Origin of the sequence: Streptomyces sp. NPDC001787, assembly GCF_040297465.1 — a bacterium.
GTDB lineage: Bacteria > Actinomycetota > Actinomycetes > Streptomycetales > Streptomycetaceae > Streptomyces.
Window position 1 is genome coordinate 138606 of record NZ_JBEOZE010000017.1, and the last position, 24308, is coordinate 162913.

Annotated in this window: 25 protein-coding genes; 15 read left to right on the plus strand and 10 right to left on the minus strand. The window is 71.0% G+C overall.

From position 1 onward, the window contains the following. Window positions 1-78 precede the first annotated feature (78 nt). Window positions 79-3174, plus strand: coding sequence for a ThuA domain-containing protein (locus tag ABT170_RS23300; protein ID WP_502970560.1), 3096 nt, complete (start codon window positions 79-81; stop codon window positions 3172-3174). Window positions 3175-3507: 333 nt separating this feature from the next. Here ABT170_RS23300 and ABT170_RS23305 read toward each other — a convergent pair whose 3' ends face one another. Further along, window positions 3508-4644: an aminoglycoside phosphotransferase family protein gene (locus ABT170_RS23305; RefSeq protein ID WP_329945055.1), complete on the minus strand. Its 1137-nt coding sequence runs from the start codon at window positions 4642-4644 to the stop codon at window positions 3508-3510. Window positions 4645-4875: 231 nt separating this feature from the next. On the opposite strand from ABT170_RS23305, the gene ABT170_RS23310 reads away from it, so the two are divergent. Next, entirely contained in the window at window positions 4876-6369 is a 1494-nt protein-coding gene (locus ABT170_RS23310; protein WP_329945054.1) for a DNA-binding protein NsdB, read from the plus strand. A 175-nt stretch (window positions 6370-6544) separates the two neighbouring features. On the opposite strand, the gene ABT170_RS23315 is transcribed toward ABT170_RS23310, so the two are convergent. Next, the gene (locus ABT170_RS23315; RefSeq protein ID WP_329945053.1) at window positions 6545-7987 is read right to left on the minus strand and encodes a PP2C family protein-serine/threonine phosphatase; all 1443 of its coding nucleotides are present in this window, start codon (window positions 7985-7987) and stop codon (window positions 6545-6547) included. Between the two features lie 426 nt (window positions 7988-8413). Here ABT170_RS23315 and rpmG point away from each other — a divergent pair, with 426 nt between their 5' ends. Then, the gene (gene rpmG / locus ABT170_RS23320; RefSeq protein ID WP_329945052.1) at window positions 8414-8578 is read left to right on the plus strand and encodes a 50S ribosomal protein L33; all 165 of its coding nucleotides are present in this window, start codon (window positions 8414-8416) and stop codon (window positions 8576-8578) included. A gap of 60 nt (window positions 8579-8638) precedes the next feature. Continuing rightward, the gene (locus ABT170_RS23325) at window positions 8639-8899 is read left to right on the plus strand and encodes a type B 50S ribosomal protein L31 (protein ID WP_329945051.1); all 261 of its coding nucleotides are present in this window, start codon (window positions 8639-8641) and stop codon (window positions 8897-8899) included. A gap of 274 nt (window positions 8900-9173) precedes the next feature. Here the strand turns inward: ABT170_RS23325 and ABT170_RS23330 are convergent, their stop codons facing one another. The 5 genes from ABT170_RS23330 to ABT170_RS23350 all read right to left on the minus strand — a co-directional run bounded on the left by ABT170_RS23330 (window position 9174) and on the right by ABT170_RS23350 (window position 14609). Beyond that, a complete protein-coding gene (locus tag ABT170_RS23330) occupies window positions 9174-9674 on the minus strand; it encodes a tetratricopeptide repeat protein (RefSeq protein WP_329945050.1) in 501 nt (166 codons plus the stop codon). Window positions 9675-9881: 207 nt separating this feature from the next. Beyond that, window positions 9882-11612, minus strand: coding sequence for a glycoside hydrolase family 6 protein (locus ABT170_RS23335; protein WP_351870359.1), 1731 nt, complete (start codon window positions 11610-11612; stop codon window positions 9882-9884). 15 nt (window positions 11613-11627) lie between these two features. Then, entirely contained in the window at window positions 11628-11909 is a 282-nt protein-coding gene (locus tag ABT170_RS23340) for a hypothetical protein (RefSeq protein WP_351870362.1), read from the minus strand. 531 nt (window positions 11910-12440) lie between these two features. Continuing rightward, window positions 12441-14033, minus strand: coding sequence for an MFS transporter (locus ABT170_RS23345; protein WP_443034349.1), 1593 nt, complete (start codon window positions 14031-14033; stop codon window positions 12441-12443). A 96-nt stretch (window positions 14034-14129) separates the two neighbouring features. Continuing rightward, the gene (locus tag ABT170_RS23350; RefSeq protein WP_329945046.1) at window positions 14130-14609 is read right to left on the minus strand and encodes a MarR family winged helix-turn-helix transcriptional regulator; all 480 of its coding nucleotides are present in this window, start codon (window positions 14607-14609) and stop codon (window positions 14130-14132) included. A 243-nt stretch (window positions 14610-14852) separates the two neighbouring features. On the opposite strand from ABT170_RS23350, the gene ABT170_RS23355 reads away from it, so the two are divergent. The 10 genes from ABT170_RS23355 (at window position 14853) to ABT170_RS23400 (ending at window position 21506) form a co-directional block, all read left to right on the plus strand. After that, window positions 14853-15641: a DUF4389 domain-containing protein gene (locus ABT170_RS23355; protein WP_351870366.1), complete on the plus strand. Its 789-nt coding sequence runs from the start codon at window positions 14853-14855 to the stop codon at window positions 15639-15641. A 39-nt stretch (window positions 15642-15680) separates the two neighbouring features. Further along, window positions 15681-16247, plus strand: coding sequence for a DinB family protein (locus ABT170_RS23360; RefSeq protein WP_351870369.1), 567 nt, complete (start codon window positions 15681-15683; stop codon window positions 16245-16247). Window positions 16248-16593: 346 nt separating this feature from the next. Then, window positions 16594-17109 (plus strand): lytic polysaccharide monooxygenase auxiliary activity family 9 protein, encoded by a 516-nt coding sequence (locus ABT170_RS23365; RefSeq protein ID WP_329945043.1) that lies wholly within the window; start codon window positions 16594-16596, stop codon window positions 17107-17109. A 161-nt stretch (window positions 17110-17270) separates the two neighbouring features. After that, on the plus strand, window positions 17271-17948 hold the full coding sequence (locus ABT170_RS23370; protein WP_266928679.1) for a TNT domain-containing protein: 678 nt from the start codon (window positions 17271-17273) through the stop codon (window positions 17946-17948). 6 nt (window positions 17949-17954) lie between these two features. Beyond that, a complete protein-coding gene (locus ABT170_RS23375; protein WP_351870373.1) occupies window positions 17955-18188 on the plus strand; it encodes a hypothetical protein in 234 nt (77 codons plus the stop codon). Between the two features lie 409 nt (window positions 18189-18597). Next, window positions 18598-18861, plus strand: a complete 264-nt coding sequence (locus tag ABT170_RS40620) for a hypothetical protein (RefSeq protein ID WP_502970559.1) — start codon at window positions 18598-18600, stop codon at window positions 18859-18861. Then, a complete protein-coding gene (locus tag ABT170_RS23385) occupies window positions 18858-19367 on the plus strand; it encodes a mycothiol transferase (protein WP_351870375.1) in 510 nt (169 codons plus the stop codon). The genes ABT170_RS40620 and ABT170_RS23385 overlap by 4 nt, the downstream gene beginning before the upstream one ends. Before the next feature lie 174 nt (window positions 19368-19541). Further along, entirely contained in the window at window positions 19542-19853 is a 312-nt protein-coding gene (locus ABT170_RS23390) for a hypothetical protein (RefSeq protein WP_329945041.1), read from the plus strand. Window positions 19854-19958: 105 nt separating this feature from the next. After that, entirely contained in the window at window positions 19959-20735 is a 777-nt protein-coding gene (lepB, locus tag ABT170_RS23395) for a signal peptidase I (protein WP_351870378.1), read from the plus strand. Window positions 20736-20834: 99 nt separating this feature from the next. Further along, complete coding sequence (locus tag ABT170_RS23400) at window positions 20835-21506, plus strand: class I SAM-dependent methyltransferase (protein WP_351870381.1); 672 nt, start codon at window positions 20835-20837, stop codon at window positions 21504-21506. 96 nt (window positions 21507-21602) lie between these two features. On the opposite strand, the gene ABT170_RS23405 is transcribed toward ABT170_RS23400, so the two are convergent. From ABT170_RS23405 to ABT170_RS23415, 3 genes are all read right to left on the minus strand, one after another. Next, window positions 21603-22094 (minus strand): YfbM family protein, encoded by a 492-nt coding sequence (locus ABT170_RS23405; RefSeq protein ID WP_351870384.1) that lies wholly within the window; start codon window positions 22092-22094, stop codon window positions 21603-21605. Between the two features lie 63 nt (window positions 22095-22157). Then, the gene (locus ABT170_RS23410) at window positions 22158-22595 is read right to left on the minus strand and encodes a protein-tyrosine phosphatase family protein (protein ID WP_329945038.1); all 438 of its coding nucleotides are present in this window, start codon (window positions 22593-22595) and stop codon (window positions 22158-22160) included. A 348-nt stretch (window positions 22596-22943) separates the two neighbouring features. After that, window positions 22944-23192: a DUF6296 family protein gene (locus ABT170_RS23415; RefSeq protein ID WP_329945037.1), complete on the minus strand. Its 249-nt coding sequence runs from the start codon at window positions 23190-23192 to the stop codon at window positions 22944-22946. 253 nt (window positions 23193-23445) lie between these two features. On the opposite strand from ABT170_RS23415, the gene ABT170_RS23420 reads away from it, so the two are divergent. Continuing rightward, a complete protein-coding gene (locus tag ABT170_RS23420; protein ID WP_329945036.1) occupies window positions 23446-24252 on the plus strand; it encodes a PepSY domain-containing protein in 807 nt (268 codons plus the stop codon). Window positions 24253-24308 lie beyond the last annotated feature (56 nt).

The following is a 24308-nucleotide window of genomic DNA, read 5'->3' on the forward strand; positions in this document are numbered from 1 at the left end:
GTCCCCCGACCCTGCCCGTCCACCCGTCGAGAGAGGACCCATGTGAGCCGCCAACGATGGAAATGTCATGCCCGTGACATACGGAGAGCGCTGATCGCCTCGGCGGGCGCCCTGCTCCTCGCCCTGACCGCGCTGCCGGCCGGCGCGGCTACCACCGGCAAGGCACCCGCCTTCAACGTCCTGCTCTTCACCCGTGCCGCGGGCTACGTCCACGCCTCCATCCCCGCGGGCATCCAGATGTTCGAGGAGGAGGCGGCGGAGAACAACTTCTCCCTCGTCGAGACCGCAGACCCCGCGGTCTTCGACGACGCGAAGCTCAAGGAGTTCGACGCCGTCGTCATGCTGCAGAACTCCGGCATGGTGTGGGACACCGACGCCCAGCGCGAAGCGATGCGTACCTACGTACAGGGCGGAGGCGGCGTCGTCGCCCTCCACAACACCCTCGACATGGGAGTCGAGCAGGAGTTCCCCTGGTGGGACGAGGTCATCAACGGCGGCGCGCACATGCCCGCCCACTCGCCCGGCGTCCTGAAGGGCACCGCCAAGGTCGCCGACCGGGTCCACCCCTCCACCGAGGGTCTCCCCGAACGCTGGGAGCGCCCCGAGGAGTGGTACAACTTCGACGCCAACCCCCGCGGTGACGTCCATGTCCTGGTCACCGCCGACGAGACCACCTACGACCCGGGCGGCTCCGCCATGGGCGCCGACCACCCCATCTCCTGGTGCCGCAACACCGAGGGCGGCAGGGTCTGGGCCACCGCCATGGGCCACGACGTCCCCGCGTACACCGAGGCCGCCTTCCGCGACCACGTCATCGGCGGTCTCCGGTGGGCCGCGGGCGACAAGCCCGGCGACTGCGGCGGCACCGTGTGGAGCGGCTACGAGAAGGTCACCCTCGACGACAACACCGCCGACCCGATGGAACTGGACGTCGCCAAGGACGGCCGGGTCTTCTACATCCAGCGCAGCGGTGAGGTGAACGTCTTCGACCCCGCCACCCACGCCACCACCACCGCCGGAAAGCTCGACGTCTACGGCGGCGGCGAGGACGGCCTCGTCGGGATGGAACTCGACCCGGACTTCACGAAGAACCACTGGATCTACCTCTACTACGCCCCCGCGGGCGCCACCCAGGACGTCAACCGGCTCTCCCGCTTCACGGTCAAGGGCAACACCCTCGACCTCACCAGCGAGAAGACCCTCATCGACGTCCCCGCCTACCGCGACCGCACCTTCCCCGAACCGGGCCACACCGGCGGCGCCGTCGAGTTCGGCCCCGGCCGGACCCTCTACCTGGGCGTCGGCGACGACACCCCGCCCAACCTCGATCCCCACTGGCAGGGTTACGCCCCGCTCGACTGGCGCGAGGGCAAGGAGATGCTCGACGCCGCCCGTACCGCCGGCAACACCGACGACCTGCGCGGCAAGATCCTGCGCATCAGGCCCACCGACGCGGGCGGCTACACCATCCCCAAGGGCAACCTCTTCGCCCGGGGAACAGCGGACACCCGCCCCGAGATCTACGCCATGGGCTTCCGCAACCCGTTCCGCTTCACCGTGGACCCGAAGACCGGCTACGTCCACGCCTCCGACTACGGCCCCGACCGAGGACTGCCCACCACCGACCGCGGACCCGAGGGCCTCGTCGAGTACAACGTCATCAAGAAGGCCGGGAACTTCGGCTGGCCGTTCTGCCACGGCAACAACCAGGCGTACGCCCCCTACAACCCGGACACGGAGGAGGTCGGCCCCAAGTTCGACTGCGCCAAGCCGGTCAACGCCTCACCCAACAACACCGGGCTGCGCGAACTCCCCCCGGTCCAGCAGCCGGAGATCTGGTACGGATACGGCGCCTCCCCGGAGTTTCCGGAGGTCGGCAGCGGCGGCTCGGCCCCGATGAGCGGACCGGTCTACCACTACGACAGCGAGAACCCCTCCACCACCAAGTTCCCCGCCTACTTCGAGGGCGCGAGCTTCTTCTACGAGTGGGCGCGCGACTACGTCAAGGAAGTCCGCTTCGACAAGAGCCACAAGGTCCTGAAGATCAACGACTTCCTGTCCTCGCAGAAGTTCAACAAGCCGATGGACATGACGTTCGGCCCCGACGGCTCGCTGTACGTACTGGAATGGGGCTCCTCCTTCGGCGGCGGCAACAATGACTCGGGGCTCTACCGCATCGACTACGCCCAGGGGCAGCGCGTCCCGGTCGCCAGGGCCACCGCCTCCGTGACCGACGGTCCCGTGCCGCTGAAGGTCGACTTCTCCGCCGAGGGCAGCGCGGACCCCGACGGTGACGCGCTCGACTATGCCTGGGACTTCGACGGCGACGGCACCTACGACTCCACCGAGCCCGCTCCCAGCCGCACCTACACCGTCAAGGGCGACTACACGGCCCAGCTGAAGGTCACCGACTCCAGCGGCAGGTCCGGTTACGCCAACATCCCCGTCACGGCGGGCAACACCGCCCCCGAGGTCACCATCGACTTCCCCGTCAACGGCGGACTCATCGAGTTCGGCGACAGGATCCCGTACAAGGTCACCGTCACCGACCCCGAGGACGGCCCGGTCGACTGCGCCGAGGTCACCGTCAATCCGGCCCTCGGCCACGACGACCACGAGCACCCCACCACCGACATCCCCGGCTGCGAGGGCACCGTGGACACCGGTGACCTGGGCGGCCACCCCGAGGGCGCCGACCTCACCTACGTACTCAACGCCAAGTACACCGACAAGGGCGGCGACGGCGTCTCGGCCCTGACCGGCTACGGGCGATCGGTCCTCCAGCCACGGCACAAGCAGGCCGAGTACCACGACGCCCAGTCCGGCACCCGGATCATCTCCCAGGAAGGCGCCGAGAACGGCAAACGGATCGGGGACATCTCCGACGGTGACTGGGTCGCCTTCGACCCGATGAGTGTCGAGGGCATCGCCACCGTCAGCTACACCCTCTCCTCGCCCAACGGGGTGGGAGCGGTCGAACTCCGCGCGGACGCCCCGGACGGCACCCTGCTCGCCACCACCCCTGTTCCCGACACCGGAGGCTGGGACACCTACCGGGCCACGCCACCCGTTCCCGTCCAGCCACTGACCGGAACCCACAAGCTCTATCTGGTCTTCACCTCGCCGCAGGACAATTCCTTCGACGTGGACGCGGTGGACTTCGCGACCGGCTGACACCTGACACACCTGACAGCTGCTGCCAGGCAGCTGCCAACTTCCGCCCGGCGTCAGGGCCTTGCCGGGCCTTGCTGTCAGGACGGGGCTGCTCCGCCAGGCCCTGTCGCCGGGGCACTGGCATAGGACCTGACACCAGCCCTGGCAGCGGGCTGACAACCGGCGCCTGACAACCGGCGCCTGACAACCGGCGCCTGACAACGAACAGCGCGCTGCGGGACCGGTGTGTCGGCACCGGCCCCGCAGCGCGCTTCCCCGCCGCTCCGGCCCTGTTCCGGCCGTTCTGTTCCCGCGGTCCGCCTCCCCGCGGTCCGCGCAACTGCCGCGGTCCGCTCAGCGGGTGCCGACCGCCGCCCGCACGGCCCGCCGCGCCATGGCGCAGTCGTCGTGCAGCCTGCGCAGCAGCAGCCGCTGCTCCTCGCCCGAGAAGTGCGGACCCGGCCGGTCCTGGACGGCCCCCGTCGGCGCCGTCTCGCGCATGGTGCGCTGCACGGCCGTCTCGTACTGCCGGATCTCCCGGGTCAGCACGAGCATCAGGTTCACCAGGAACGCGTCGCGCGCCGCCGGGCCCGCGGCCTGCGCCAGCTGACTGATCTGCCGCCGCGCCACCGGTGCGTCACCGAGCACCGCCCACAGCGTCGCCAGGTCGTAGCCCGGCAGATACCAGCCCGCGTGCTCCCAGTCCACCAGCACCGGGCCGGTGGGCGACAACAGGATGTTGGAGAGCAGCGCGTCGCCGTGGCAGAACTGCCCCATGCCCTGCCGTCCGCCCGCGTGCGCCAGACCGTGCAGCAGCTTCTGCAGGTCACCCAGATCACGGTCGGTGAACAGACCGAGCTCGTGATAGCGGGCGATCCGCGAGGCGTAGTCCAGCGGTGCCTCGAACAGACCGGGCGGCGGCCGCCAGGCGTTGACCCGGCTGATCGCACCGAGCGCGGCCCGCACATCCGCCCGGGGCGGGGCCTCGGAAGGGTGCCTCGTCAGGGCCGCGACCCGGCCGGGCATCCGCTCGATGACCAGAGTGCAGTTCTCCGGGTCCGCCGCGATCAGCCTGGGCACCCGAACCGGTGGGCGGTGCCGGACGAACGCGCGGTACGCAGCTATTTCGTGCCGGAACCGTTCCGTCCATGCCGGGGAGTGGTCCAGTAAGCACTTGGCCACGGCCGTGGCGCGGCCGGTGGTGCCGACGATCAGGACCGAACGGCCGCTGCGGCGCAGCACCTGGACCGGATTGAACTCGGGGCAGATGCGCTGCACCGAGACGATGGCCATGCGCACCTGCGCGCCCTGCGGCCCGGACAGGTCGATCCTCCCGCTGAGCGGCCCGGCGCCCGGCCCCCCCGCCCGCCGCGGCCGGCCCAGCACCGGCGTCGGCGCACCGGAGTGGGGGGCGAGATACGGGCCGCCCCCCGCTCCCATGGGTCGGCTCGGCCGGGGCGGGGCGGACACGGAGGACGATGCTGTGTACATGGGCGAAACAGATCCCTTCGCGCGCCGACAGATTGCGTGCGCCGCCCCGGCCGGCGACCGTTCGGCACCCTGGGGAGTACCGAGGGCTGCCGGGCGGGGTGGCGCTTTCCTACCTGACACCGGACTGCGGGTGGCAGACCATCTGGCGTGCCCTGGCGAACCCTGGCGAATAGTCGACCCGCATCTGACAGGGGGTTAGTGTCAAGTCAGCCGAGAACCTGGGGGCTTGACGTGACCGGAGTACCCAACACCCGTCTCTCCGACCTGTTCGGCCTGGCCGGCTGGTCCAAGGGCGAACTCGCGAGAATGGTGAACCGGCAGGCGGCGGCCATGGGCCACCCCCAGCTGGCGACCGACACCTCGCGGGTCAGGCGCTGGATCGACATGGGGGAATCCCCGCGCGATCCCGTGCCCGGAGTGCTGGCAGCCCTGTTCACCGAGCGGCTCGGCCGTGTCGTGACCATCGAGGACCTCGGGTTCGGCCGACGCGGGCGTGTGGGGAAACGGCGTGACTCCGGGACGGACAAGAATCCCGACGGATTGCCGTGGGCGCCCGAACGGACGGCAGCGGTCCTCACCGAATTCACGGGAATGGACCTCATGCTCAACCGACGCGGCTTGGTGGGGGCGGGCGCCGCGCTCGCCGCCGGATCAGCCATCACCGGCGCCATGCACGACTGGCTGCACAGCGACCCCGCTCCGGCGGCCGACGTGCCACGCACCGACGACCCCCTGCACGCTGACCCGGCCGGCTTCGACCGGTACGAGGCGGCACCCGTCGGGTCCCAGGAGATCGAGGCCCTGGAGCACTCGGTCCAGGTGTTCCGCGCCTGGGACGCCGCCAGGGGCGGCGGACTGCAGCGCAAGGCGGTCGTGGGCCAGCTCAACGAGGTGGGGGGCATGCTCTCCTACCGTCACCCCGACCATCTCCAGCGGCGGCTGTGGGGTGTCGCCGCCGACCTCGCCGTGCTCGCGGGCTGGATGTCCCACGACGTCGGTCTCGAACCCACGGCCCAGAAGTACTTCGTCATCGCCGCCCACGCGGCCCGTGAGGGCGGCGACCGGCCACGCGCCGGGGAAGCACTCTCCCGGGCGGCCCGACAGATGGTGCACCTGGGCCGGCCCGACGAGGCACTGCACCTGATGAAGCTCGCGAAGTCGGGATCCGGCGAGGAGGTGCTGCCCCGCACACAGGCGATGCTGCACACCATCGAGGCCTGGGCACAGGCGGCCCTGGGGCGGGGCCAGGCCATGCGGCGGACACTGGGCGAGGCCGAGGAGTGCTTCGTCTCGGACAAGGGCGATGTGCCGCCGCCCAGTTGGATGCAGATGTTCGACCAGGCCGATATGCACGGCATGCAGGCGCTCGCCTTCCGCACGCTGGCCGAGCACGATCCGGCAGCCGCCGCCCTGGCCCAGCGCCATGCGAAGGAGGCCCTGGAGCTGCGGATCGACGGACGCCAGCGGTCCAAGATCTTCGACTACATCTCGCTCGCCTCGGCCTGCTTCATCGCCGACGATCCCGAACAGGCCGACCGGTACGCGCGGCTCGCCCTGGTGGCGATGGGGGAGACCTCCTCGCACCGCACCTGGGACCGGCTCCACGAGATGTATCTGCTCACCGACCGGTTCACGGGTGACACGCGGATTCAGGACCTGCGTGAGGAGATCGAGAACCTGCTGCCGCAGACCACCGCCAAGAAGGTCAGGAGTTCCCGGATCTGATCCGGCGCGTCCGATTCCGGGACGCTGTCCGAACGCGTCGTGCTGTCACCGGCCGCGCACCCTTCCGCCCGTACCCGTCCCGACCTCCCGTGCCCGACCACTCATCGCTCGTACACCCACCGGCGTCCGACAACGGCGTCCGGCACCGGCGGGCGTCACACCGCTCCTCGCTCCGTCATGCCCCGATGCGGGCAATCAGCACACACGCGTCGTCCAGGCGCTCGGTCCCGCCGAACTCCTCGACGACGGTCCGTACGCATTCCTGTGCCGTGCGGGTCCGTGCGAACCGCGGCGCGAGGCCGAGCAGCGCTTCCGGACCCGTACTCCGGTCGCTGCGCCGGGTCAGTCCGTCGGTGTGCAGAACGAGCACGTCGCCGGGCAGCAGGCGCACTTCCTCCTGCTCGTAGGTGACCCCGGACGCCGCTCCGAGCAGCACCCCGTCCGGCGGGGGCAGCGGACGCCCCGTTCCGCCGCGGAACAGCAGCGGTGCGGGGTGCCCCGCCTGTGCCCAGCTGAGGATGCCGGTCGTGCGGTCGAACCGGCAGCACAGCGCGCTGCCCAGCGAGGGCTGCATCGACGATTCGAGCAACTGGTTGAGATGGCCCATCAGGGCTCCCGGATCGATACCGGCCACCGCCATGCCCCGCAGGGCGCCGAGCATCATCGCCATGGCGGAGGTGGCCGGGATGCCGTGGCCGGTCAGATCGCCGACGGTCAGCAGGGTCCTGCCGTCGGGCAGCTCCATCGCGTCGTACCAGTCGCCGCCGATGAGGCCGCTCGACTCCGACGGCAGATAGTGGGCCGCGATGTCCAGTGCGCCCGGTCCCTGCTGGGGGAGGCGTAAGGATCCGCGCCACGGGGGCAGCACCGCCTCCTGCAGTTCGACCGCCATCCGGTGTTCGGTGCGGACGATGTGCTCGCTCCGGCGGGCCGAGTCGCGGGTCCGGCCGACCGTCCGCTCACCGCGGCGCAGCTCACTGACGTCGCGCAGTACCGCCCACATGGAGGCGGTGCAGCCCTCGGGGTCCAGGACGGGTTCGCCCGTCATGTGCAGGGTCCGGGTCCTGCCGTCCGGCCGCACTACGCGGAACTCTCCGTCTATCGGCCTTCCGTCGACGAGGCAGTCCGTCACCATCGCGGTCAGCAGCGGCTGGTCCTCGGGGGGGAGCACGGAGGGCAGTTCGTCGAGCGACAGCGGTCCCGCTCCGGGCTCCCTGCCGAAGATCCGGTACAGCTCCTCGGACCAGCTGACCTCGTCGGTGAGGAGGTTCCATTCGGCGCTGCCGACCCTGCCCACGAGTGATCCCGGCCGCGGCGCGGCCGGCGCTCCGGGCCCTGGGCCGCCCGGCTCGGGCGCGGCGCCGTCGATGCTCCGCGCCGACGGGCCGGCTCTCAGCTGTCCCAGACGCTCGTCGAGATCGTCGAGGTGGATGACCGCGAGATCGCACAGGGCACGCTGCCAGCGCAGCTGGGGATCGTCCTCGCCGATCACCGCGGAGTCCCGCCGCACGGCGTCCACGTCCCCACGCAGCCGGCGGGTCCGGTCGATCAACGCGTCGACGGCATCGTGTTCGCGCGACTGTGCTGCGGGGCGGTCCGCGAAGAGAGGGGACGGCATCTCGAACTCCGATACAGGCGCGGCGCGGCCGGTTCTGAAGGGTGGACCGAAGACGACTGTTGCACAGGCGGCGGGAGCCCGTAAGGGATTTGGCAACACTCGATACGTTGTTGCGCCTGGCATATGACATGGGCCGTGTGGAGCGGTGGCTCGCCGAACACCCTTTCCTCCGTCGGGATGTTGACGCAAGTCGCCCGGCGTGCACCACCTCGTCGCACGCCCGCGCAGACGGTCCCCGCGCGGTGCGTGAACGGGCGTCCGGGGCATATGCGATCCGTGGTGCCCGCTGTGCGGCCGGCGCGTGCGGGATGCCGGGTGGCCACGTGCGGGAATGCGGGCGCGGGTGCTCGCGTTACTCCACCAGAACGAAAACGATACCCATTCCCGAAAAGGGGGCGGGGTCGCCGTACACGTCGGGAGGTGCCCGTGGCACGCAGTGAGGCCAGGCCCGTCGTCACACTCCGTTCGACCGCCGGAACCGGTCACGGCTATGTGACGCGCAAGAGCCGCCGCAACGATCCGGACCGTCTGGAGCTGCGCAAGTTCGATCCGGTCGCGGGGCGGCACGTGCTGTTCCGTGAGGTTCGCTGAGCGCGCGAGGCCCACGTCCGTCCGTACACCACCGCCTTCCGCGGTGAGGAGGGAAACCCCATGAAGTCCCGTATTCACCCCGTCTCCCGTCCCGTGGTCTTCCGCGACCGCGCTGCCGGAGTGGCCTTCCTGACCCGTTCGACCGCCGACGCCGAGCGTCGGGTGGAGTGGGAGGACGGCAACGTCTACCCGGTCATCGACGTGGAGACCTCGTCCGCGAGCCATCCGTTCTACACAGGCGAACGCCAGGTGCTGGACACGGCCGGCCGGGTCGAGCGGTTCCACCGCCGCTACGGCACCGCCGCGCGGGCCGGAAGCTGACGGACTCCGGGGCATCGGTGCTCCGGATCACACCGGGGGTTGCGGATTCCCGGGAACGCCGCCAGATGGTTTATCGTTCATCTATAAGTGGGAGTGAGGGGACCGTGTCCCCGGGCGTCAGCCGTAGCTCTCGGGGAAGGCCGTCCGGCCGGAGCCCCGTGGAGCCCTCCGCCGGGAGGCGACCGCCCCTCGACCCGCGCACAAGCCGCCCCGGCTGGATTCCCCCGATCCGGCCGGGGCTTCCCCATGCGCCCGGACGTACGCGGGCTCGCGGTCACACGGTCTCGCGGAGATCCTTCGCGTACGTCCCGATGGCCCGCCGGTAGCGGCGTACGGACTCGTCGTCACTGGTCGCGGCGACCAGCTCCAGCAGGATCCGCATCGCCTCGTGGTGCTCATCGGTGTTGAACAGGGCCATCGCGAGAAAGGTCCTGAGCGCGCCGTCCTCCGGGAACTCCGACACGCCCCGGCGCAGCGTCTCCACCGCCTGTCCGTATCTGCCCAGCACCCGGTAGGTGCTGCCGAGACCGAGCAGCGCGCCGCGACGGTCCTCCCGCGTGAGGTCGGTGCCGCGCAGGCACCGCTCGTAGTACGGCACCGCCTCGGCCTCCAGGCCGAGTGTGTCGTGGACCCACGCGGTCTGGTAGGCCACCTCGGCGTCGTCCGGGAATCCGGCCGTGAGGGAGAGCAGGCGCGTCCGGGCCTCCTCGGGACGCCCTTCCGTGCGCAGCCGCACGGCTTCGGCCAGCAGGTCTTCCTTGTTCTGTGAGTTCATCCGGCAATCGTCGCAGGCGTGATCCGGCCATCCGGGCGCAGGGCGTGTCACCGGAGGAGAAGGGGGCGTGAGCCGGTCGGAGCCGGGCGGCGCTCGCCCGGGCCGCGGCGCGGACACCGCCGACAGGCCCCCCCGCTCCTCCCGGCGGTGTCCGCCCCGTCACGCCACACTCCGGGGCGGACACCGCCGGTCAGCGAACCCTGCGGGTCACCGCGCCTGGAGCGCCGGGTGGGCGTTCTTCATGAGCTCCTGGAACTGGGCGGAGAACCACTGTCCGGAGATCGGGGCGTTCGGCAGCGCGCCGGACATGTTGTTGCCGTTGCGGACGTTGCCCGGATACGTGGGGTCGCACATCCGGTCGAAGCCCTTGCCCTCCTCGTTCGGGATCTCCTTGCTGGAGCCGTCGGACTCGCCCGGCGGCTTCATCCAGACGTAGGCGTCGATTCCCGCTTCGGGCGCCGCCTGGGGCCGCTCACCGAGGCCCGCTCCGGACTGGTTGCACCAGTTGCCCATGTGGATGCGCCGGTCGTAGCGACCGCCGTCGACGTACGTGTCCACGCTGGTGGTCGCGCCGGGCCCGGTGGGCCGCGCCGTGCCGCCCCAGCCGTTGCGGGAGGTGTCGATCAGCATCCCGATGCCCGAGTCGAAGCCGACCGAGACGAGCTTGGTGCGGAAGGCCTGGGCGAAGGACAGTTCGTCGGTGTAGCGGTTCCAGTCGACCCACTTCGACTGGCGTACGGAGGTTCCGTTGACGGAGTCGCCGATGGCGAAGTTCTCCTCCTTGAGCGCGCTGTAGTTGGCCGTGTTGGTGATGAAGCCGTGCACGTCGCCGACCGTGGCGCCCTCGGCGGTCGCCGCCTGTTTGAAGGTGTCGGCCGACGGGGCGAAGTTGTCGTCCCAGCCGATCCAGCCGTGGTGCCCGGCGTCGATGTAGTTGTAGACGTTGGGCACGTCACCCAGCTTGTTCAGGGCGTAGCCGACGCCCTTCACGTAGTTCCCGTTGGCCTTCATCGTGTCGCAGGCGGGGGTGGCGGTCGGGCGGCTGCCGGTGTTGGTGACCAGGTTCGGCAGGGAGTCGATCTCGACCGTGGTGACGATGCGCAGCCCCGCGTACTTCGCGTCGCCGAGGATCGCCGCTATCGGGTCGATGTACTCCGTCCTGTACCGGCCCAGATCGTTCGGTCCGAGCTCGCCGTTGGAGGCCAGCGCCGCGCAGTCCCGGCCGGGCAGGTTGTAGATGACGAGCTGGACGACGAGTTCGCCGTCGCCCTTCTGCGCCAGGGCCTCGTCCAGGTGGTCGCGCAGTCCCATCCCGCCGTCGACGCCCTCGATGGCGGCCGTCCGGTCGAGCCAGACCCCGGTGGGCTCGTCGGCGATCCGGTCGCCGCCGGGCTCGGCGGACGCCTTCGCCGCCCACTCCGGGTTCACATAGACCCGGGCGCCCGCGTACGGGTTGTCGGCGCGGGAGGTGGGATCGGTGGGATCGACCGGGCCCGTGGGGTCGGCGTCGCACGTCACCCCGTTCAGCTTGAACGCCGCGGGGACGGCGCTGCTGCCGCCGGCCGTCGCGTTGAACCCGAAGGTGGCCGAGGCGCCGGAGGCGAGGGCGCCGTTGTACGGGACGTTCTTCGCGGTGACTGCCGTGCCGCTCTGCGAGACGGCGGCGTTCCAGCCCTGCGTGACCTGCTCGCCACCGGCGAACGTCCACTCCAACTGCCAGCCGGAGAGCGCCTCGCCGGTGTTGGTGACGCTGACGGAGCTGGTGAACCCGCCGTTCCACTGGTTCTGGATCGTGTAGTCGACGGTGCAACCGGGCGCCGCGGCGGAGGCCCCGAAGGGCGTGGCTCCGGCGGTGCCCGCCGCAGCGGCTACCAGGGCCGCCGCGGCGATGAGGGACGTACGTGATCGGCGCAGTGCGGTGCGGCTCGTGCGGCTCATACGAATTCCGTTTCCTCAGCTGTCGAGGGCGCGCGGGCGATCGCGCGGCCCGATTCCGTACGGGGTGGGGGTTCCTTCGTCGTCACTGGTCAAGGACGGTCCCGGGACGTCGTCCCGGGCGTTCCGGGCCGATCCGGGAGGGGCGGGTCCGCGGTCGTCGGAGCACCGCACGACCCGGTCGGTGAAGCCGTGGGAGCGGGTGTTCTCGCCGGCCTCGCCCGGGACGACAGGGCCGTCGAAGATGCCACGGACCTGTACGCCCTGTACGCGGACGAAGCCGGCGGAGGTGCGGTCCACCGTGCGGGCAGGGCGGGAACCGGAGGTGGAGACCGCGGGCGCGGTGGCAGGACCGGCCGTGGTGGGCGCTGCCCCGAAGGGCAGCGCGAAGAGGCGCCGTACGTGCGGTCGGGTGCGGGGGATGTCGCATGAGCGACTCCTTGCAGTTCGGACGTGTCCCCTACGACACATCGACTGGTGGAACCGCTCCCACTGATGGGGCATGACGTTAGAGCGTCATGAGGTGTCGGTCAACAGACACGTTCTGATCTGTCGCTATCGAATTTATTCGACTCTTCAACTCTCTTGACTGCCTTTCCCCTCGTCTCCATGATGGGAGCGCTCCCACTGGTTCAAGGCTTGTGCTCAGCCCCGCACGCCCCCCATGTCGCCGAGCCGCGAGGAGAGACCCGCGCATGCCGTCGGGAAGCGCACGAAGACCATGGTCGCCGAGGAGATCCGGCACAACCGGAACGAGAGTCCGCCGCCAGGGAAGGGCCCCGGCCGCCGGTCGGCGGACCGGCGGCCGGGGCCCTCCCGGTGCACGCGCCCTCAGTCGTGAGCGGGGGACGGCTTTCGTGTACCGCGCAGCCCGACCACCGCGAGGGCGGCTCCGAGCAGGCACAGCACACCGGTCACGGTCACCGCGGTGTGCACCCCGTTCATGAACGCCTGCCCGCTCCCCTCGGTCACCGCGGCCGCCAGTGGGTCGGGCATGTCCCGGGAGACCGGCGCCACCCCCATCGACACCGCGTCCCGGGCCTCGCCCAGGCCCTCGGCCACCGGCGCCGGAACCCCGGCGGAGGTCAGCTCGCCCGTCAGGGTGGCGCCCACCCGGCTGCTGATCAGGGAGATGAGCACGGAGGTGCCCAGCGCTCCGCCGACCTGGAGCGAGGTGGCCTGAAGTCCGCCCGCCACCCCGGCGTCACGGACCGGCGCGCTGCCGACGATCGCGTCGGAGGAGGCGGCCATGACCATGCCCACCCCGAGGCCGAGGGCGACGAAGGACGGCCACATCGTGACGTACGGCGAATCGGTGCCCAGGCTCAGCAGCCCGAATGAGGCGGCGGCCTGGAGCAGCATGCCCAGCGACATCGACAGCCGCGCGCCGAACCTCTCGGTGAGCGCCGCGCCCAGCGGGGAGGCGGCCACGGAGGCGAGGCTCAGCGGCAGCGTACGGACGCCGGCCTCGACGGGGCTGTAGCCCCGGACGTTCTGGAGGTACAGCATGATGAAGAAGATCGCGCCGAGCAGCACGAAGAAGTTCACCGCGGTGATGACCGTGCCGATGGTCAGCGAGCGGTCGCGGAACAGCCGCAGCGGAAGCAGAGGATGCTCGGTGCGGTTCTCGAACCACCCGAAGACGGCGAGGACGAGCAGTCCGGCGGCCAGCGTGCCCACGGTCCTGCCGGAGGCCCACCCCCAGGTCTCGCCCTTGACGACGCCGAAGACGACCACGAGCAGACCGAGCGCCAGCAGGACGACGCCGGTGATGTCGAAGCGGTGGTGTCCGGTGGAGTTCCGGCTCTGCGGGAGGACGAAGGCGCCGTACGCGACCGCGATCGCGCCGATGGGCGCGTTGATGTAGAAGACCGTCTCCCAGGTGGCGTGCTCGACGAGGAGGCCGCCGACGATGGGGCCGAGCGCGGTGGACACGGACGAGACCATCGCCCAGATGCCGACGGCCATACCGAACTTCCCCGGCGGGAACACGGCGCGCAGCAGACCCAGGGTGTTGGGCATCAGCAGGGCGCCGAAGAAGCCCTGGGCGGCGCGGAAGGCGATGACGCCCTCGATGGATCCGGCCAGCCCGATGGCGACCGAGGCCAGGGTGAACCCGGCCACCCCGGCGAGGAAGTACGTACGGCGTCCGAAGCGGTCACCGAGCTTGCCGCCGAGGATCAGTGCCGCGGCGAGCGCGAGGAGATAGGAGTTGGTCACCCACTGGAGCTGGGAGGTCGTGGCTCCCAGGTCCCGGCCGATCGCCGGGTTGGCGATGGCGACGACGCTTCCGTCGAGGCCCACCATGAACAGGCCGAAGGCCACGGCGGTCAGGGTGAGCCAGGGGTTGGCCCGGCGTCCGGCCGTTCCCCGGGGCGGTCCGGGTATCGGCGTTCCGGCGGTCGGGGGAGCGTGCGCGGGCATGACGAGATCGCCCGCGGAGGGGGAGGACATGGGGAAGCGCCTTTCGGATGTACGGGAGTGGAGCGGCGGGAAGGGCCGGGGTGCGGGCGGGGTGCGTCAGCCCGCGGCGGAGCGGACCTCCCGCGCGAGTGCGGAGAGAGCGGGCAGGGCGCGGGCGATGGCGGCGACCTCGTCGTGCCCCAGGGACCGGAGCCCTTCCTCGACGCAGGCGCTGAACAGCGCGTCCACGGCGGTGCTGTGTTCGCGGGCCCGCTCGGTGGTGTGCAGATGGGCCACCCGCCGGTCGGCGGGGTCCTGCTTCCGCTCCAGGAGACCTTCGCCGATCAGCTGGGACACCATCGCGCTCACGTTGTTCGGCTTCATGAGCAGGGTCTCGGCCGCCTGCCCGACGGTGATGCCGTCCTGCTCCGTCACCAGTCGCAGCAGGGCGAGCTGGCCCTCCGACGGCTTGGGGTGGGTGTATTCCCGCTCGACCCGGCGGTCCGCCGCCCGCAGGAGCACCGGCAGTACGGCGGTGAGGGCCGAGGCGACCTCGGTGGGGGTGGGGCCGGCCGGGCCGGAGGGGTCGGGAAGCATGGCAGCACTTTAGGTATGGGGGTATAGGTATGTCAACATAGCCAATTGATGAGGGGTCCCGGACGCCCCTCGCCCGCCCTCATCTCTCCGCCCGCCCCGCCCCGTGTCCGCGCCGCGCCGACCGGGCGGAGCGGCGGCACCCGATCGGCCCGTGGCCGATTGCGGGCCCGTCGCCCCGGCCGGAGCGTGGGGTGATGTCGTACGCGTGGATGCCGTACGGATCACCTGCCGAGGAGACGCGACATGGCCGAAGGCCAGTGGAGCCCGGGGCGTGCCGCGGGGGACGCGGGCGAGTTCCAGCCCGTCCTGGACATCATCGAACCGACGCGCCAGCGCCGGCTGACCGTGCTCCTGCGACTGCTGCTGCTCGTCCCGCACTTCATCGTGCTGGTCTTCCTGTACATCGCGGCCGTGGTCACCGTCGTCGTGGGCTGGTTCGCCGCCCTGGTGCTGGGGCGGCTGCCTCAGCCCGTCTTCCGCTTCCTCTCCGGATACCTCGGCTACCACGTACGCGTCTCCGCGAGCGAGATGCTGCTCATCGACCGCTACCCGCCGTTCGCGCTGACACCGCCGCCGGACTATCCGGCGCGGATCGAGGTGCGGCCCACCGACCTCAACCGGCTCGCTGTCCTGTTCCGGGTGTTCCTGATGATTCCGGCGGCGGTCGTGCAGGGTCTGGCCGTGACCGGCTGGTTCGCGCTGTCCTTCGTGTGGTGGCTGGTCACGCTGGTCCTCGGCCGGATGCCACGGCCGCTGTTCGAGGCGACGGCGGCCGTGCTGCGCTACCAGACGCGGTTCTACGCCTACGCGATGATGCTCACCCCGGCCTACCCGAAGGGCTTCTTCGGAGACGACGACCTCTCCGTACTGACCGGGCACACGCGCTCCGCCACCCGGCCGCTGGTCATGAGCGGGGCGGGCAGGGCGCTGCTGGTGGTCTTCCTGGTGGTCGGACTCGCCGTCAGCATCAGCTCGTCCGTGAGCGGGAGCTGGTCCGACGGGAGCGACGACTACCGCATGAGCCGCCGATAGGGCTCGCGCGGGCGGCTGCCCCCAGGGCATGATCACGTGATGACATGGACCGCGCCCGAAGCATCCCGTACGCCCGGCACCCGCACGACGGGTGAGCGCAGGACACTCGCCGATCTGCTCACCGAGGGCTCCCTCGTCGCGGGTGAGCGCGAGACGCTGGCCGGTTTCCTCGACAACTTCCGCGGCTCGCTGCTGAAGAAGTGCGCGGGCCTCACGGGCGAGCAGCTCGCCGAACGGACCGTGGGGCCGTCCAACCTCACCCTGCTCGGTCTGGTCCGGCACATGGCCAAGGTCGAACGCACCTGGTTCCGCGAGCGGTTCGCCGGGCAGTCGTTCCCCCCGATGTACGACGTCGCCAAGGGCAAGGACGCGGACTTCGAGGACCTGGACCCCGGCCGGGCCGGTGAGGACTACGACCGCCTGCTGGAGGAGATACACCTGGCCGACGAGGCGATCGCCGGCGCGTCCCTGGACGACACCTTCGTCCACCTCGGCACCGCGTACTCACTGCGCGTGGTCCACGTCCACATGATCTCGGAGAACGCCCGTCACGTCGGGCACGCCGATCTGATCAGGGAGAGCCTGGACGGTGTCACGGGCAGCTGACCCCGCACGGCCCCTCCCGGCCGGCAACCGGCCCGTCGCCCCCCATCGCGGACGCGACGGCCGGTCCACCCCGCACCACCGGCCCCGGCCGCCCCGGGCGAGCCCCTGATGCGTGGCCGGAATTCCACTGCCCCGCCGTGCGGCGCCCTTGACGCGCAGGCGGCCGTCAGTATGGTCTAGTCCAAGTGCAAGGCTTTTTCGGACAGTTGAGATCCGGAACCGTCCGGAGTGGTTCTTGCCGTGCCCTTCGCGCCCTCTTGGCCCCACACTCGCGAGGCCGCACCGCCGAAGCCGGGCCACCCCACGGCCCGCCACCGCGCGGCACGGTCTCATGTGAAGGAGAAGCATGCACGCGAAAAGGAAGACCGCCCTCGCCGTCGGTGCCGTACTCGCTCCGGTACTCGCCCTGAGCCTCCCGACGAGTTCCGCCAGTGCCCACGGCTACATCTCCTCGCCCCCCAGCAGGCAGGCGCAGTGCGCGGCCGGAACCGTCAGCTGCGGTGAGATCAAGTACGAGCCGCAGAGCGTGGAGGGCCCCAAGGGGCTCACCAGCTGCAGCGGCGGCAACAGCAGGTTCGCCGAACTCAACGACGACTCCAAGGGCTGGAAGGTCAGCCCGGTGAGCCGCAGCCAGTCCTTCCAGTGGACGCTCACCGCGCGGCACTCCACCAGCACCTGGCAGTACTACGCGAACGGCCAGAAGATCGCCGAGTTCAACGACAACGGTGCCCAGCCGGGAGCGACCGTCACCCATCAGGTCAACTTCGGCAGCCACACCGGCAGGCAGAAGGTCCTCGCGGTCTGGAACATCGCCGACACCGCGAACGCCTTCTACGCGTGCATCGACGTGAACGTCAGCTGACGCCGGTCCGTTTCGCACCCCTGCCCGGCCGGAACTCCCGGCCGGGCAGCGGTGCTGTGCGACATGGCCGGAAAGCGGCATGGAGCTGCTGCGTCAAGTGATCGACCGGTTACCCTTCGTCAGCTGTCTGATTGATCATCAGTGCCCGAGGGGACTTCTGAATGAACCGCATGCGTACCGTACTTGCCGCGCTCGGCATCACCGCCGGCATGATCACGGCACCTGCCGCGAGCGCCGCGCCGCAGCCCGAGAACCGGGCCCCGGCAGTATCGGCCCGGCACGAACCCTGCACCGGAGAGTTCCAGGGAGACGCCCGGCTCGGCCCCAAGTGGCTGCCCAACAAGAACCTGGCCCCTGTCGGACCGCTCCTGAAGGGGTACAAGCGCACCGGCACGCTGTCGCCCCAGGCCTTCCTGAAGAAGTACTGGGAAGGGCCCGCGGACACCGGAAGCTGGAAGTACCCGCCCAACGACGGCTTCGGCGAGGTCAACGGCGCGATCGACAAGGAGCCCGCCAAGCTGCGCCCCGGCCAGCGTCTGGACCGCTTCGGATCCGAGTACGGCGGCTACCTGGCGCCGGCCGGAGACGCCTACGCCGAGCGCGCGCTGCCCCCGCAGAACCTCAACACCCGTGACGCGGCGGTGCCCTGCGACTACCGCGTCTACAAGGTCGCCAAGCCGTTCTGGGTGTGGCAGGGCAGCATCGCTCCCTGGTTCGAGCAGCCCGGCGGCGGCCAGCAGATCAAGCTCGACGCCGTCTTCCTGGACCCGGGGGAGGGGCAGCGGCTGAATGTGAAGTGGCTGCTGGAGCACGACTACCTCAAGCCCGCGGGCGTCTGACACCCCGTGGAACGAGGGGAACTGGGGGCGGTGCTCGCCGCTGCGGGTGTGCCCGACGGTTACTACCGCATCGAGGGTGTGCACGAACCGGTCCCCACGCCCCCGGACTTCCTGTTCCTCCGGAGGGCGGACGACGGGACGTGGGAGACCGGGGCGTACGAACGCGGTGTGTACGAGGTCATCGCCCGCCACCCCGACGAAGCGGCGGCCTGCGCACATCTGCACCGCCTGCTCGTCTGAACCCGCCGCCCGCCGCCCGCCGCCCGCCGCCCGCCGCCATGTCGCTGGGCGGCTCGGCCGGCCGCGTGGCGGTCCGGCGCGCGATTTGCCGGACCGGCAAGAATCCTTGCTCCCGCCGCCCCCGCCCCGATTGATTCGGGCGGGGGCGCCGAGGCACAACCGGCCGGGCCGCCCCGTTCACCGCCACCGTCGCGCGGCCGGGACACCCGAGGAGGACGCCTGCCGAACCCTACCCCTTCGACCCCACTGCCGAGCGCGGAGCGGGTGTGGCCCTCCACGGTGGTCCCCGGGGCCGTCCATCGCCTGGTGGAAGGCCCCGGAGGGGCCGGATCTCGTCCCCTGGGGCGGGGCGCCCCTCACCCGGCCCGCGCTCCTCATCGGTGGCGGGCTCGACGCGTCCACCACCTGGATGGCCGACGCGATCAGCGCCTTCCCCACCACCCCGCCCGCCCTGAGCGCCGCACACATCCTCGAAGGCTTCGGACCCTGGATCCGGCAGGAACGGGCCGACGACGTCAACCGTCCGCTGACCGACTGGCTGCGCGGCCTGTGGACCCCGGGTCGCGGCCGGGACCTCAGCCCCCGCTGCCCCGTCTGTCCCCGCTGCCCGGCCCACGGCCGACCGTGCCCAGGACTGCGCCCGCACGCCGCGCGGGGCATGGTGATCGTATGAACATCGCAGGCTTGCTGGACGACGCCTTCGAGCGCGTCCGTGAAGCGGTGCACGCGGCGGCCGAAGGGCTCCCGCCCGACGATCTCAACGCGCGGCTCGACGACGGCGCGAACTCGATCGCGTGGCTGATCTGGCACCTCACCCGGGTCCAGGACGACCACATCGCCGAAGCGGCCGGGACCGAGCAGGTCTGGCTCGCCCAGGAGTGGTCCGCCCGGTTCGCCCTGCCCTTCGAGGACAGGGCGACCGGATTCGGCCACAGCGACGGAGAGGTCGCAGCCGTGCGTGTGCCCTCGGCGGAACCGCTCCTCGGGTACTACGACGCCGTGCACGAACAGACCCTCGCCTTCATCCGCGGGCTGAACGGTCACGCGCTCGACCGGGTCGTCGACGACAGCTGGTCACCTCCGGTGACCCTGGGCGTCCGGCTGGTCAGCGTGCTCGCCGAGGGGCTCCAGCACGCCGGTCAGGCCGCGTTCGTGCGGGGCTCGCTGCAACGCTCGTAGCCCTCCGTACGGTCGGCGCGCACCGACCGTACGGAGGCACGCCGTGCCGTACCGCAGGGCAGCGGACCGTACAGGGAGTACCGGACCGCACACCCGTGCGAGTTCGGTGGGCCGGTGTCATACTGGGAAACCAGTCTGCTGGAACGACTGTCCTTGGCCGAAAGGCGACACGTCATGAGCTGGGCATCGTGGACGACCAGCGGTGTCTTCGCGGGAACCGGCGGAGTCCGCACCGAAGAGGTAGGCATCCTGAGCGGTGATCTGACCGTCCACACCACCTGGTCCGATGGACAGGCGGCGGTGGCCGTGCAGTACAGCGGCTCCTCGGACTGGTTCACGCTGGCGGGCAGCCCCGTGCCGTGCCCCTCCGAGGAGGAGAGCCGCACGTTCCACCAGTCCGTGGTGGAGGCGGTACGCGCCGGAGCGGGCGCCACGGTCCCGAGGACCGGGACCACACCCGACCCGCCCCCGTCGCCGTCCGACTGAAGGCTGTCCCACGCCGTGCGCCCCCGCGCCGATCACACCTTAGAGTGACCCACGGGCCGTTCCCGGTACGGGGCGGGCGGTGAACACGGGGCGGGGAGCGGCGACATGGTGCTGGCGGGGGCACGGCGGACGAGGCCGAGGAAACAGCGGCCGTTCTGGGTGGAACTCCCGCTGCTCATCGGGATCGCGCTGGTACTCGCCCTGCTCATCAAGACGTTCCTGCTTCAGGCGTTCTCGATTCCTTCGGAATCCATGCAGAACACCCTGCAGAAGGGCGACCGGGTACTGGTCGACAAGCTGACGCCGTGGTTCGGATCGGAACCCGGGCGCGGCGAGGTCGTCGTCTTCCGCGACCCGGCCCACTGGCTCGACGGCGTGCCCGTCGACAGGCCCAACGCGGTCCAGAAGGTGCTGGGTTTCGTCGGGGTGATGCCGTCGGCGGAGGAGAAGAACCTCATCAAGCGCGTGATCGGTGTCGGCGGGGACACCGTGGAATGCGCGGGCGACGGCCCGCTGAAGGTCAATGGCAGGCCGCTGGACGAGCCGTATGTGTTCCCGGGCAACTCCGCGTGCAGCAACGACGACGGCGGCCAGTTCAAGGTGACCGTGCCGGCCGGCCGGCTCTGGGTCATGGGGGACCACCGGCAGGCTTCGGAGGATTCCCGCTATCACCAGGACGACCCCCACGGCGGAACGGTCCCGGTCGAGGACGTGGTGGGCCGCGCCGTCCTGGTCGCCTGGCCGGTCACCCGGTGGAGCACGCTTCCGGTGCCCGGCACCTTCGAGCGGGCGGGTGCGGCGGGCGCCGCGTACCCGGGCGGACCGGCCCTCGCCGGTGCTCTGTCGCTCGTACTGATCCGCAGGCGCCGCGTGAGCCGCTGACAGCGGGTGCCGGGCGGAACCGCTGGGGGAACGGGCCCGCGGCTTGCCGTATCGGCAAGGGAAGTCGCCCGCCGGGCGGCACACGGGCACAGTGACGGCATGAACCTTCACCACGCGGGCCACCACGACCACGCCGGGAACACGGACCACCTCTTCACCCAGGAGTTCTGGGACGCCCGCTACAGCGCGGGCACCAACTGGAGCGGGAACCCCAACCCCCTCCTGGTGAAGTACGCGAGCGGCCTCACCCCGGGCACGGCGCTGGACGTGGGCAGCGGCGAAGGCGCCGACGCGATCTGGCTCGCCTCGCGGGGATGGCGGGTCACCGGCGCCGATCTGTCGCCGGTCGCGCTGGAGCGCGCCGCGGGGGAGGCGGCCCGTGCGGGCGAGGACATCGCGGGCCGGATCACGTGGCGGCAGGCCGACTTCCTCGACTGGGACCCGGCCCCGCTGCGGTTCGACCTGGTGTCGGCGCAGTTCATGCATCTTCCGAGGCCCTCGCTCGCATCGCTGTACCGCAGGCTCGCTGCCGCGGTGAACCCCGGCGGAACGCTCCTCGTCGTGGGTCACCACCCGGCGGACCTGGACACGTCCATGGGCCGGCCGATGGCGGCGGACACGTTCGTGACGGGTGACGAAATGGCCGCCGTGCTCGACCCCGACGCGTGGGAGGAGATCGAGACGGCGGCCCCCGAACGTACGGCACCGGACCCCGACGGCCGCCGGATCGTCATCCGTGACGCCGTGCTCCGGGCGGTACGCCGCGGCTGACGCGGCGAGGCGTGGGAACGCCGCGCGGGTGAGGCGGACGGGGCGCACGGGGGCGGGCAGGGAGGAGCGCGGCAGACCGCCGGGGCCGGGTTTCGGCTACTGGTCGACGGTGAAGATCGCTGCCCGGCCCGCCCGCGCCGCTTCCTGGTAGAAGTCCCTCAGGTCGGGCAGGAAGGCGAGCGCGTACTCGATGTCTTCCTCGCCGCCGCTCCCCTGGTACTCGGGGAACGTGAGGGCGGCGAAACGCTCCCTGAGCCACTCCTCGTCGAGGGGCGCCAGAGCTCGGGCGATGTCGTGGACCTGCTCCGCGTCGACGTAGGAGATGATGTAGTCGTCGCCTTCGTGGAGCAGCGCGCCTCCGAGGACGGCGTGCGAGAGCGGGTACTCACCTCCGTCGAAGGTCAGGCCGCCGTCCGTCAGACAGCGGTGCAGGACGTCCCAGGACTTGTCCAGTTCCATCAGCCATGCCACGTCCCAGCCGTCTTCGACCGCTTCGACGAACTGCATCGCCGCCGCGTCGCCCTCGGCCGCCAACAGCCTTTCGGCGTCCGCGGTTTCCAGTGCGAAGAGGACTCCACGACAACCCATGTGCTTTCTCCCGACAGACGGTGGTTGGTTCCCGCCGCGGATCCAACCACACAGTGGCGGGCGCTACTCGGCCTGCCCGAAGCGCCGTACGTATCGACGCTGCCACGGTGTCTCCACCGCGCGCGGGTGGTACCGGCCGCGGACGAAGGCCACGGCCCGGTCCGGGGGAACACCGTCCAGGACCGCCAGGCACGCCAGCGCCGTTCCCGTGCGCCCGATGCCGCCCTCACACGCGACCTCGACCCGCTCGTGGTCCGCCCGGCGCCACACCTCTTCGAGGAGGTCCCGCGCCTGCCGGCGGTCGGCGGGGAGCCGGAAGTCCGGCCAGCGCAGCCAGCGGGACTCCCAGGCGACGGGTGGCGGCAGGCGGCCCAGCAGATAGACGCCGAACTCCGGTTCCGGTCCGTCAGGACGAGGGCGGCGCAGGCCGCGTCCCCGTACGAGCCGCCCGGAGGGAAGGCGGAGGACGGCACGGTCGGTCGTGCTCCAGGTCTCGGTCACGCGGCCAATCTAGAGGTTGTCCGCCGGGGGAAGCACCACGGGCATCATGGAACCGGTTGCTCCCGCGGGACGGCGCCCCGGACGCGGCCCGGCGGTCCGTACGTGCGGTCCGGGCCCGTGTCGGTGATGAGCTGGCCGAGATCGCCCGAGTCGCCGAAGCGGGCGAAGCGCGCCTGCCCCGAACGTGCCGGAGCGGGCGAACGACGATCCGGCGGGAGGCCCGGATCACCGCGCGTCTCCCCGCGGCCTCGGCGCGTGACGGCGTCGGCCCGGCCGCTCATGTGAACAGCGGGGCGGTGGGGCCGGGGGACCGGTCGGCGGGCGGCGGCACCGGCGGGGCGTGCGACATCAGCGGGCGGGAGGGCTTCCCTGACTCAGCGGCCGGGCCAGCAACGGCACACCGGGAACCTGATGCCCGCCGCTCGCCAGCATGCGCACCTCACCTCGGTCACTGATCTCCGCGCGCACGATTCCCGTCTCGTCCTCGTAGACCGGGTACCCGCCGGCCCCGTCCCGGGCGGTCAGCCGCACGGTGACCACATCGTCCTCGGCGCCGAACGACTGGAAGATCAGTTCGTAACTCTCCGGGTATTCCATGACCGCCTCCCGACCGGGCCGCGGCGACAGCAGCCGACGCCCCTCCAGTCCATTGTTTCCCACCTGCGCGCGCCCCGCCCAGGGAACGGCGTCCCGGTACGGGGCGCGCCGCACCGCTGCGGGCGTGTGCGGGGCCGGGAGGACGGCCAACGGGCGGAGAGGGCCGGTCGATCGGGTGACTCCGGCAGGTCGGTCAACATGACTGATCGCCGGGAGGGCTAGGCATGCGCATATGAGACTTGAGCCCCGACGAATGACCCGTGTTTCCCCGCGTGCCCGAAACCTCCGCGTCGCAGGAGCCCTCTGCGTGGTCGCCGCCGCCGTGCTGGTGACCGGATGCGGGGCAGGCGGCGACGAGACGACGGCCACGGCCACTTCCGAGGCCGCGAAGGTCGTTCCGCAGCGGACGACCACACCGTCGAGCAGCCCTTACGGCAGCCCGTCGAGCACGGCAGAGCTGACCGAGGACCAGAAAGAGCGGAAGCGGGTGATCGAGGCCACCAAGGTCACCTATGACAAGGCAGCCACCACGGCGGTCGGCGAGGTGGCAGGAAGCACCCTGGTCGACCTCGAACTGGACGACCTGGACGACGACAACGACGCCAGCGCGAGTCCCAGCGGGACCGCGAGCCCGAGCGGCACCGCCGACGCCAGCGCGAGCCCCAGCGGCACCGAGAGCCCGAGCGGCAGTGCCAGCCCCGGATCCGAGAAGCCGGAATGGGTCGCGGAGGTCGCCGAGAAGGACGGCACCGCGCACACCGTGCGTATCGACGCGGTCTCCGGAGAGGTGATCGAGGCCAAGGCGGACACGGACCAGGACGCCGAGGACAAGCAGAAACTGGCCACGTGGATCGCCGAGGCGACGCAGACGCCCGAGCAGGCCGCCAAGGTGGCCACGGACAAGAAGAAGGGAACGGTCACCTCGGTCAATCTGGACGACAACGACGGCAAGGGCGTCATCTGGTCGGTCGACGTGGTCGACACCGACTGGAAGAAGACCACCTTCGACGTGGACGCGAAGAACGACACCATCCTCCGTGAGGAGACCGACGAGAACTGACCGCGGACGAGGTGACACACGCCGGTGGTGTGCCGGGACGGCGCACCACCGGCGTC

Bases quoted from the DNA above. Each gene is read 5' to 3' on its own strand.
- ABT170_RS23305 (WP_329945055.1), bottom strand. From the start codon at position 4,644: ATGTACACAGCATCGTCCTCCGTGTCCGCCCCGCCCCGGCCGAGCCGA.
- ABT170_RS23315 (WP_329945053.1), bottom strand. From the start codon at position 7,987: ATGCCGTCCCCTCTCTTCGCGGACCGCCCCGCAGCACAGTCGCGCGAA.
- ABT170_RS23325 (WP_329945051.1), top strand. From the start codon at position 8,639: ATGAAGTCCCGTATTCACCCCGTCTCCCGTCCCGTGGTCTTCCGCGAC.
- ABT170_RS23330 (WP_329945050.1), bottom strand. From the start codon at position 9,674: ATGAACTCACAGAACAAGGAAGACCTGCTGGCCGAAGCCGTGCGGCTG.
- ABT170_RS23335 (WP_351870359.1), bottom strand. From the start codon at position 11,612: ATGAGCCGCACGAGCCGCACCGCACTGCGCCGATCACGTACGTCCCTC.
- ABT170_RS23345 (WP_443034349.1), bottom strand. From the start codon at position 14,033: ATGCCCGCGCACGCTCCCCCGACCGCCGGAACGCCGATACCCGGACCG.
- ABT170_RS23350 (WP_329945046.1), bottom strand. From the start codon at position 14,609: ATGCTTCCCGACCCCTCCGGCCCGGCCGGCCCCACCCCCACCGAGGTC.
- ABT170_RS23355 (WP_351870366.1), top strand. From the start codon at position 14,853: ATGGCCGAAGGCCAGTGGAGCCCGGGGCGTGCCGCGGGGGACGCGGGC.
- ABT170_RS23360 (WP_351870369.1), top strand. From the start codon at position 15,681: ATGACATGGACCGCGCCCGAAGCATCCCGTACGCCCGGCACCCGCACG.
- ABT170_RS23365 (WP_329945043.1), top strand. From the start codon at position 16,594: ATGCACGCGAAAAGGAAGACCGCCCTCGCCGTCGGTGCCGTACTCGCT.
- ABT170_RS23370 (WP_266928679.1), top strand. From the start codon at position 17,271: ATGAACCGCATGCGTACCGTACTTGCCGCGCTCGGCATCACCGCCGGC.
- ABT170_RS40620 (WP_502970559.1), top strand. From the start codon at position 18,598: ATGGCCGACGCGATCAGCGCCTTCCCCACCACCCCGCCCGCCCTGAGC.
- ABT170_RS23385 (WP_351870375.1), top strand. From the start codon at position 18,858: ATGAACATCGCAGGCTTGCTGGACGACGCCTTCGAGCGCGTCCGTGAA.
- ABT170_RS23390 (WP_329945041.1), top strand. From the start codon at position 19,542: ATGAGCTGGGCATCGTGGACGACCAGCGGTGTCTTCGCGGGAACCGGC.
- lepB (WP_351870378.1), top strand. From the start codon at position 19,959: ATGGTGCTGGCGGGGGCACGGCGGACGAGGCCGAGGAAACAGCGGCCG.
- ABT170_RS23400 (WP_351870381.1), top strand. From the start codon at position 20,835: ATGAACCTTCACCACGCGGGCCACCACGACCACGCCGGGAACACGGAC.
- ABT170_RS23405 (WP_351870384.1), bottom strand. From the start codon at position 22,094: ATGGGTTGTCGTGGAGTCCTCTTCGCACTGGAAACCGCGGACGCCGAA.
- ABT170_RS23415 (WP_329945037.1), bottom strand. From the start codon at position 23,192: ATGGAATACCCGGAGAGTTACGAACTGATCTTCCAGTCGTTCGGCGCC.
- ABT170_RS23420 (WP_329945036.1), top strand. From the start codon at position 23,446: ATGACCCGTGTTTCCCCGCGTGCCCGAAACCTCCGCGTCGCAGGAGCC.